The sequence below is a fragment of the Cryobacterium sp. RTC2.1 genome (assembly GCF_035018685.1).
GTDB classification, from domain to species: Bacteria; Actinomycetota; Actinomycetes; order Actinomycetales; family Microbacteriaceae; genus Cryobacterium; species Cryobacterium glucosi.
In genome coordinates this window covers 1-7,635 of sequence record NZ_JASJXJ010000169.1, presented here as the reverse complement: position 1 = coordinate 7,635, position 7,635 = coordinate 1, and the positions used below count along the sequence as shown (strand labels likewise).

The following is a 7,635-nucleotide window of genomic DNA, read 5'->3' as shown; positions in this document are numbered from 1 at the left end:
CCCCCCCCCCCCACACAACCCGGTTCCGGCGTGACCGAACTTTTCCACGGCACTGAACTTTTCCACGGCTCTCCGGGGACCCCCCGAACTGAGCATTGGCAACGTCTCGATTTTGTAGCAATAATTCCTTATGACGCGCCAACGAGGGAATCATGGGAAAGCTCACCTATAACTCGACGGTGACGGCCGACTTTGATGATCGCATCCTGGCGCACATCCAGGTGGTCATCGGAGCCAAGCTGCGCCGGGGAGAGTGCTTCTACTTCACGTGGAGGGACGACCCGTCCGGAGGCGACGGTCGCAGCACGATCTGGCTGCATCCGGCCATCCCGCTCGCCTTCAAATACTTCGGCGGTCGCTCGCCGAGCCTCAATCGCGACTGGGTGGAGGCGCTCATGCTGACCGCCAACTCCTCTGGCGGTTTGCAGCTCGTCCCCGAACCGCACCGGCCGGCATCCGTGCTCGCGACGAAGGATGAACCATGATTCGCATCGACATCGTCTATGGCGGTCAGCAGTACTCCCTGGGCGGCCGGTCCGCAGAGTCGCTCCGGAATGAGATCAACGCGGCCGTCACGTCCGGCCAGCCGTACTGGCTTCCGGTCAACAGCGGCGGCGGCCGCTTCGAGGACGCCTATCTCCTGATCGCGCCCGGCATCGCGTTCGCGGTTATCGACGTCAAACCCACCAACGGGGACGACCTCGACCTCGAGGTCGACGGCGCCTTCAACCACGACTCCCTCTAGCCTCCCGCACGGTCCGCTCCGCCGCGCGCCCACTGCGCCGTTCCGCGCCCGGCAGGCCTGGCGCGGAGCGGCGCTTCTGGCGCGCACGCCCCGACGCGTGCGGCGGCACGGTCGCCCGCACCCGCGCCCGGCTGGCAGACTGGAAGCATGCTTCCCCCACTCGCAGAGTTGCTCGGAACGGCCCGCATTGTCGCGTTGCCGCTCATCACCCGATTCCGCGGAATCGACACCCGCGAGGCACTCCTCCTCGAAGGACCGGAGGGCTGGACGGAGTTCGCGCCGTTCGCCGAGTACGACGACGCAGAGTCCGTCGCCTGGCTGCGCGCCGCGATCGACTTCGGCTGGACCCCGACGCCCGCCCTCCTGCGCGAGAGCATCCCGGTCAATGCGACCGTCCCTGCAATCGACGCGGAACTCGTGGCGGATGTCCTCGCCCGCTTTCCGGGGTGCCGCACGGCCAAGGTGAAGGTGGCCGCCCCCGGGCAGACCCTCGCAGAAGACGTCGCCCGCGTGCGCGCCGTGCGCCGGGTGCTGGGACCGGAGGGGCGCATCCGTGTGGACGCGAACGGCCTCTGGAACCTCGACGAAGCCGAACACGCCCTGAACGCCCTCGGCGAGTTCGACCTCGAGTACGTCGAACAGCCGTGCGCGAGCATCGAGGAACTCGCCGAGATCCGCCGTCGCTCCGCCGACTACCTCGGCATCCCCGTCGCCGCCGACGAGAGCGTGCGCCGCGCCGAGGACCCGCTGCTCGTGGCGACCACGGGCTCTGCCGACATCCTCGTGATCAAGGCGGCACCGCTCGGCGGGATTCACGTCGCACTCGACCTCGTTGCGCTGGCCGGCCTGCCCGTCGTGGTCTCGAGTGCCCTCGACACCTCGGTCGGCATCGCGATGGGCGCGCACCTCGCCGCCGCGATCCCCGGCCTCGAGTTCGACTGCGGCCTCGGCACCGCCTCGCTGCTCGCCGCCGATGTCACCCACGACCCGCTGCTGCCGGTCGACGGCCGGATCCCGGTTCGCCGCGTCGTGCCCGACGCCGACCTGCTCGACCGCTACGCGGCATCCGCCGAGCGCAGCGCCTGGTGGCTCGCCCGCCTCAGCCGCTGCTACGCCCTGCTCGCCGCCGAACCCGCCATCACGGACGCCATCACGGACTGAGCCGCCCTGGCGGATGCCGGGTTAGAGGCCCGAGTATGCGTGCAGTCCCTTGAAGAAGACGTTCACGACGCCGAAGTTGAACATCACGGCGCTGAAACCGACGATCGCGAGCCACGCGGAGCGGGAACCGCGCCAGCCCCTGGTTGCACGGGCGTGGATGTAGCCGGCGTAGATAGTCCAGATGATGAAGGTCCAGACCTCCTTGGTGTCCCAGCCCCAATAACGGCCCCAGGCCTTCTCCGCCCAGATCGAACCGGCCATCAGGGTGAACGTCCAGAGGATGAAGCCGATGATGTGAACCCGGTACGCCAGGTTCTCGAGCGTCGCTGCCGAGGGCAGCGTCGCGAGGAAGCGGAGGCGCACCCGGCCGGCGGTCGTGATGAGCGCCTCCCGCCGGAACTGCAGCAGTTGCACCACGGAGAGCGCGAAGCCGAGCGCGAAGAACCCGGTTCCGAGCGAGGCGACGAAGACGTGGATCACGAGCCATGCCGACTGGAGCGCCGGCGGCAGCGGGGCGACCTCGACATAGAAGCGCAGCGCCGCGATGCCGAGCAGCACGAGCACCATGCCGGTCACGAAGGTGCCGAGGAAGCGCAGGTCCGCGCGGGTGAGCACGATCAGGAACACGGTCACGATGAGCAGGGTGCCCGTCATCGCGAACTCGTACATGTTGGCCCACGGCACCCGCCCGGCGGCGAAGCCGCGCAGCACGTCGGCCATCAAGTGGATCGCCCAGGCCAGCACGGTGAGCGAGACGCCGATCCGCAGGCTCTTCGAGCGGCCGTACGGGGTGGCGGCGTCGTTGGCGATGCGGGCGCTGATCCGGTTCACGATCGTTCCGGCGGATGCCGCGGCACCGGCCTTGCCCGCAGGCTTCCCCGGATCGAGGGTCGCGTCCCTGCCCGCCGGTTGCGCCCCATTGGCCGCGCCGACGCCGACCGGTACGGCGGCGAGCGCCGCGAGGCCCGTCGCCTCGTCCGCCGTCTTGACGGCCGCGGAGCGCTTGGCGAGGTCGAAGGCGAAGGAAATGAAGGCGAGCGCATAGACGGCCATCGCCGAGTACAGGCTCAGGATCGAGAGCTCGTTGAGATTCACGTGGTCAGCCTAATTCTGTTCGGTTGCCGGGACGGCTGATGTGGAGGATACCAGCAGTCGCCCGTGGCGGTCTGCGATGTCGGTCACGGCCGCTTCGAGGGCCGGGTCCTCGCCGCGGGCGAGTCCCGCGTACTCGAGGGTCAGCGATCCGTCTTCGCTCTCGATCGCCTTGACCCAGACTCGCCGCCGCGGCACGAACAGGCTCGTGAGCAGCCCGAGCAGGGCGAGGATCGCGAAGGACAGCACCCAGACCTGCGTCGGGTCGTGGTGGATGTCGAAGGACGCGAACCGCAGCACCGAGCCGGAGAAATCGTTCGCGGCGGCGCCGGGGTGCGCGTCGTTGAACGTGACGGAGCCGAGTCCGTTCGGCAGCTGCTGGGTCTCCCCCGGCTTGAGTTCGAGCGACTTCACGCCGGTCTTGCCACCGGTGAGCCGCGTCATCTTGTCGGTGTTGAGCGAGTAGACGGATGTCGGCACTCCCGCGTTCAACCCGAGGTCGCCAGAGTAGATGTTCAGGGTGAGCATCGGGTATTCGAGGTCCGGGTACGACGAGTAGAAGGCGCCCGTCGAACTGGCGGCCTGCGTCGGGTAGAAGAAGCCGATCATGCCGAGCTGTTCGCTGAGGCCGTCCGGCACCTTGATCACGCCGAGCGAGGTGAGGTTCGCGTCCTGCGGCAGGAACGGCACCGCGTCGGTGAAGACGACGACCCCGTTGGGGTCCTGGACGGTGATCGAGGGCGCGTAGCCGTTGCCGAGCAGGTACACATCGGTGCCGCCGGTGCGCATCGGGGCGTTCACCTTGACGACGCCGGTCTGGAGGGCCTCGCCGCGGCGGGTGACGCTGACGGCAGCGGAGTAGTCGATCGCCTGGCCGTACGCCTTGAGGTTCTGGGTCTCGTAGGTGACGCTGAAGTCGTCGAGGGTGAGCTTGTACGGCTCGAGGCTCGAGTCGCTGAAGAACCGCCCCGGGCTGAACGAGTCGTAGGCGAGCAGGGTGTTCACGAAGGTCTGGCCCTCGACGAGCACCCGTTGGCCGCTGAAGCCGAAGCCGCTGCCGAAGCCGACAGTGATCAGGATGCCGACGAGCGCGAAGTGGAACACGAGGTTTCCGGTCTCGCGCAGGTAGCCGCGCTCGGCCGACGCCGAGAATTCCCGCCCGCCGCGTGCCGGCGCGCTGTCGAACAGGGCGACGCGGTAGCCGCTCTTCTTCAGGAGCGAGCGGGCGGAGTCGACCGCCGCCGCCGCATCCGTGCTGGCAGGAGCCGTGCGTTCGGTGAAGCCGGCGAGCCGCATGAGCCGCGCTGGCGTGCGCGGCGGCTGGGCCCGGAGCGCCTGGAAGTGGTGCTTCGTGCGCGGGATCACGCAGCCGATCAGCGAGATGAACAGGAGGAGGTAGATCGCCGAGAACCAGGCGGAGGAGTAGACGTCGAAGGCCTGGACCTTGTCGAGCACGGGAGCCAGGTCGGGGTTGTCCGCGAAGTACTGGGTGACACCGTTCGGGTCTGAGCTGCGCTGCGGAACGAGCGAACCGGGCACGGCGGCGATCGCCAGCAGGAGCAGCAGGAACAGGGCGGTGCGCATGTTGGTGAGCTGGCGCCAGAACCAGCGCAGCCAGCCGACGAGGCCGAGCCTGGGCTGGATGACATCGTCGGACGCCGGGGCCGGCGCTGGGGAATCGTAGTGGTCAGATGGCCGGGACATAACTGCCGATCACTCCTTGCAGGTCGAGGAGCCAGGCATTCCAGACGCCGGTCACCATGAGGACGCCGATGACGACGAGGAGCACGCCCCCGAACAGATTGATCGCGCGGACGTGCCGTTTCAGGAACGACACTGCCCCTGTCGCCCAGTTGAGGCCGAGCGCGATGAGAAGGAACGGGATGCCGAGTCCGAGCGCATAGAACAGCGCGAGCAGGCCGCCCTGCCACGGGGAGCCCGTGGTGAGGCTGAGCGAGTTGATCGCCGTGAGCGTCGGACCGGTGCACGGGGTCCAGCCGACGGCGAAGACCGCGCCGAGCACGGGGGCGCCCGCAAGTCCCGCGCGCGGGCGCCAGCTCGTCTTGACCGTGCGTTGCAGGGCCGCGAACTGGCCGACGAAGACGAGCCCCAGCAGGATCACGACAACGCCGGCGATCCGGGTGACGAGGTCGCGGTACTGGTTGAGCCAGAAGCCTGCCGCGCCGAAGACGACCCCGGTCAGCACGAAGACGAGCGTGAAGCCGAGCACGAAGAGCCCGACGCCGGCCAGGAGCCGGTTCCGGCCGCGCCGGTCGCCGCGACCGGCGGTCGACCGGCCGTCGGTGAATCCGCCGATGTATGCGAGGTAGCCGGGCACGAGCGGCAGGATGCACGGGGACGCGAAGGAGACGAGCCCCGCGAGTACAGCGATGGGAATCGCAAACAGGAGCTGGCCGCTGAAGACGATTTCGCCGAAGGGATTGTTCACGCCGCGGGGACCTCGGCGATGGCGTCGCGCACAATGGTCTCGAGGATCGAGGGCGTCGACAGGGCGCCGAGGATGCGCGCGGCGACCCGGCCGCTCTTGTCGAGCACGAGGGTGGTCGGCACCGCGTTCGGCGGGATGCTGCCGCTGAAGGCGAGCTGCATGGCCCCGCCGTCGACATCCATGATCGAGGGATAGGCGATGCCGTAGCTCTGGTTGAACGCGATCGCGTTCGCGGCCTGGTCGCGCACGTTCACGCCGAGCCATTCGGCTCCTTTGCCGGAGAACTCGGCGTTGAGCTTCTGGAGGTCAGGGGCCTCGACCCGGCACGGCGCACAACTCGCGTACCAGAAGTTGACCACGAGCACTTTTCCGGCGTAGTCGGTGTTCGACACGGTGGCGCCGGTCTCATCGACGCCGCTCCAGGTCACGGCGGCCCCGCGGTCGGCGGCCGGGATCTCCGTGACGCTGCCGTCGCCGGCGATGAAGCCCTTGTTGCTTCCGGCGCGGTACTGGTCCGCGAGGGGGTCTGTCGAACAGCCGGTGAGGACGAGGGCGAGCGCGAGCAGCCCCGTCAGGCCGGCCAGGCCGGCGGCACGGCGCCGACGCGGGTGTGTTCCGTTCGCGGGACCGGCCTTCACACCGCTCCTACATCCGTGGCCCCGGCCTGCAGCGCGGCCGCCGGGTTCGCGTAGCTGATCTCCACGAGTCCCTCGCCCCGCCAGGACAGCGTGGTGATGCTCGACAGGGCGCAGCGTCGGCCGCGCGGGTCGTGCGGGAGCCGCTCGCCGGCGAGGGCGCGGTGCACCATCCAGATCGGCAGCTGGTGGCTGACAAGCACGACGTCGCCGTCGGTCACGGAGTTGTATGCCTCGTCGATGGCCGCGAGCATCCGTGCCGAGATCACCCGGTACGGTTCGCCCCAGCTCGGTCGCAGCGGGTTGAGCATGGCCGGCCAGTTGCGCGGGTCGCGCAGGGCGCCGTGCTCGCCCGACATCCGCTTACCCTCGAATCTGTTGGTCGGCTCGATGATGCGCTCGTCGATCTCGACGGGCAGGCCGAAGGCCGCGGCGATGGGCGCCGCGGACTCGCGGGTGCGCTGCAGGGGGGAGGCGATGACCCGGCGCACCGGCCGGCCGCGTTCGACGAGGTCGACGGCAGCGGCGGTCGCCATGGCGGCGCCGAGGTCGGAAAGCCGGAATTCGGGCAGCCTGCCGTACAGCACGCGCTCAGGATTGAACACTTCACCGTGACGGACGAGATGGATCTGGCTGGCTACCACCCGCTCATTCTACGGAGGAGGTGCCCATGAATTAGCCGAGAGCCGGTGCCGCTAAACTTATCCGGTGACTTCGCGCGTATTGATCAAGAACCTGGCCGCCCTCTCTAACGGAACCGTGACGGTCTCGGGGTGGGTCGACACGGTCCGCGACCAGAAGAAGGTGCAGTTCGTCGTGCTGCGCGACGAGTCGGGTGCCGTGCAGCTCGTGAACCCCCGCACGACGGATGCCGACGGTGCCGTCGTCGCCGACGAGCCGGCCTCCACGATCTCCACGCTCGCCCAGGGCAGCTTCATCACCGTGACCGGTGAGCTCAAGCACGACGAACGGGTCAAGCTCGGCGGGATCGAGATCAAGCTCGCGACGCTTACGGTCGTCACCGCCGCCATCCCCGAGACGCCGATCGCCGCAGACTCAAGCCTCGACAAGCGCCTCGACTGGCGCTTCCTCGACCTGCGCCAGCCGAAGCAGAACCTGATCTTCCGCATCCAGACCACGTTCGAGCACGCCCTCCGCACCTACTGGATCGAACACGACTTCATCGAGTTGCACACCCCGAAGCTGATGGCGAGCGCGAGCGAGTCCCGCGCCGAACTCTTCGAGGTCGAGTACTTCGACACCAAGGCCTACCTCGCGCAGAGCCCGCAGTTCTTCAAGCAGATGGCCCAGTCGGCCGGCTTCGGCAAGGTCTTCGAGGTCGGACCGGCGTTCCGCGCCGACCCGTCGTTCACGAGCCGTCACGCGACGGAGTTCACGAGCGTCGACGCGGAGATCAGCTGGATCGACAGCCACGAAGACGTCATGCAGCTGCACGAGGAACTCCTCGTCGCCGGCTTCACGGCCGTCAAGGCCAAGCACGGCGAAGAAGTCCTGGCCCTGTTCGGCGTCGAGGTGACGGTTCCCACCCAGCC

9 protein-coding genes are annotated in these 7,635 nt (G+C 68.5%); 4 read left to right on the top strand and 5 right to left on the bottom strand.

The genetic code is table 11. The annotated features are described in order from the left end of the window. Positions 1-152 precede the first annotated feature (152 nt). The 3 genes from QN357_RS16340 (at position 153) to QN357_RS16330 (ending at position 1,906) form a co-directional block, all read left to right on the top strand. On the top strand, positions 153-485 hold the full coding sequence (locus QN357_RS16340; RefSeq protein WP_134448786.1) for an ATP-dependent DNA ligase: 333 nt from the start codon (positions 153-155) through the stop codon (positions 483-485). After that, on the top strand, positions 482-745 hold the full coding sequence (locus tag QN357_RS16335) for a hypothetical protein (protein WP_134448785.1): 264 nt from the start codon (positions 482-484) through the stop codon (positions 743-745). Before QN357_RS16340 ends, QN357_RS16335 begins: the two co-directional genes overlap by 4 nt. A gap of 147 nt (positions 746-892) precedes the next feature. Beyond that, positions 893-1,906 (top strand): o-succinylbenzoate synthase, encoded by a 1,014-nt coding sequence (locus tag QN357_RS16330; RefSeq protein WP_134448784.1) that lies wholly within the window; start codon positions 893-895, stop codon positions 1,904-1,906. 21 nt (positions 1,907-1,927) lie between these two features. On the opposite strand, the gene ccsB is transcribed toward QN357_RS16330, so the two are convergent. The 5 genes from ccsB to QN357_RS16305 are packed head-to-tail and all read right to left on the bottom strand — an operon-like array spanning position 1,928 to position 6,726. After that, the gene (gene ccsB, locus QN357_RS16325; RefSeq protein WP_323505210.1) at positions 1,928-2,959 is read right to left on the bottom strand and encodes a c-type cytochrome biogenesis protein CcsB; all 1,032 of its coding nucleotides are present in this window, start codon (positions 2,957-2,959) and stop codon (positions 1,928-1,930) included. 51 nt (positions 2,960-3,010) lie between these two features. Continuing rightward, a complete protein-coding gene (gene resB, locus QN357_RS16320) occupies positions 3,011-4,702 on the bottom strand; it encodes a cytochrome c biogenesis protein ResB (RefSeq protein WP_323505209.1) in 1,692 nt (563 codons plus the stop codon). Further along, positions 4,686-5,447 carry a cytochrome c biogenesis CcdA family protein gene (locus tag QN357_RS16315; RefSeq protein ID WP_134448782.1) on the bottom strand — a complete coding sequence of 254 codons (762 nt, stop codon included), beginning with the start codon at positions 5,445-5,447 and terminating at the stop codon, positions 4,686-4,688. Before QN357_RS16315 ends, resB begins: the two co-directional genes overlap by 17 nt. Beyond that, on the bottom strand, positions 5,444-6,085 hold the full coding sequence (locus tag QN357_RS16310) for a TlpA disulfide reductase family protein (protein WP_323505208.1): 642 nt from the start codon (positions 6,083-6,085) through the stop codon (positions 5,444-5,446). The genes QN357_RS16315 and QN357_RS16310 overlap by 4 nt, the downstream gene beginning before the upstream one ends. Then, a complete protein-coding gene (locus tag QN357_RS16305) occupies positions 6,082-6,726 on the bottom strand; it encodes a histidine phosphatase family protein (RefSeq protein WP_134448781.1) in 645 nt (214 codons plus the stop codon). Before QN357_RS16305 ends, QN357_RS16310 begins: the two co-directional genes overlap by 4 nt. Positions 6,727-6,790: 64 nt before the next feature. On the opposite strand from QN357_RS16305, the gene QN357_RS16300 reads away from it, so the two are divergent. After that, the coding region (locus QN357_RS16300) for an amino acid--tRNA ligase-related protein (protein WP_323505206.1) at positions 6,791-7,635 on the top strand (845 nt) is incomplete at its 3' end.

Bases quoted from the DNA above. Each gene is read 5' to 3' on its own strand.
- QN357_RS16340 (WP_134448786.1), top strand. From the start codon at position 153: ATGGGAAAGCTCACCTATAACTCGACGGTGACGGCCGACTTTGATGAT.
- QN357_RS16335 (WP_134448785.1), top strand. From the start codon at position 482: ATGATTCGCATCGACATCGTCTATGGCGGTCAGCAGTACTCCCTGGGC.
- QN357_RS16330 (WP_134448784.1), top strand. From the start codon at position 893: ATGCTTCCCCCACTCGCAGAGTTGCTCGGAACGGCCCGCATTGTCGCG.
- ccsB (WP_323505210.1), bottom strand. From the start codon at position 2,959: ATGGCCGTCTATGCGCTCGCCTTCATTTCCTTCGCCTTCGACCTCGCC.
- resB (WP_323505209.1), bottom strand. From the start codon at position 4,702: ATGTCCCGGCCATCTGACCACTACGATTCCCCAGCGCCGGCCCCGGCG.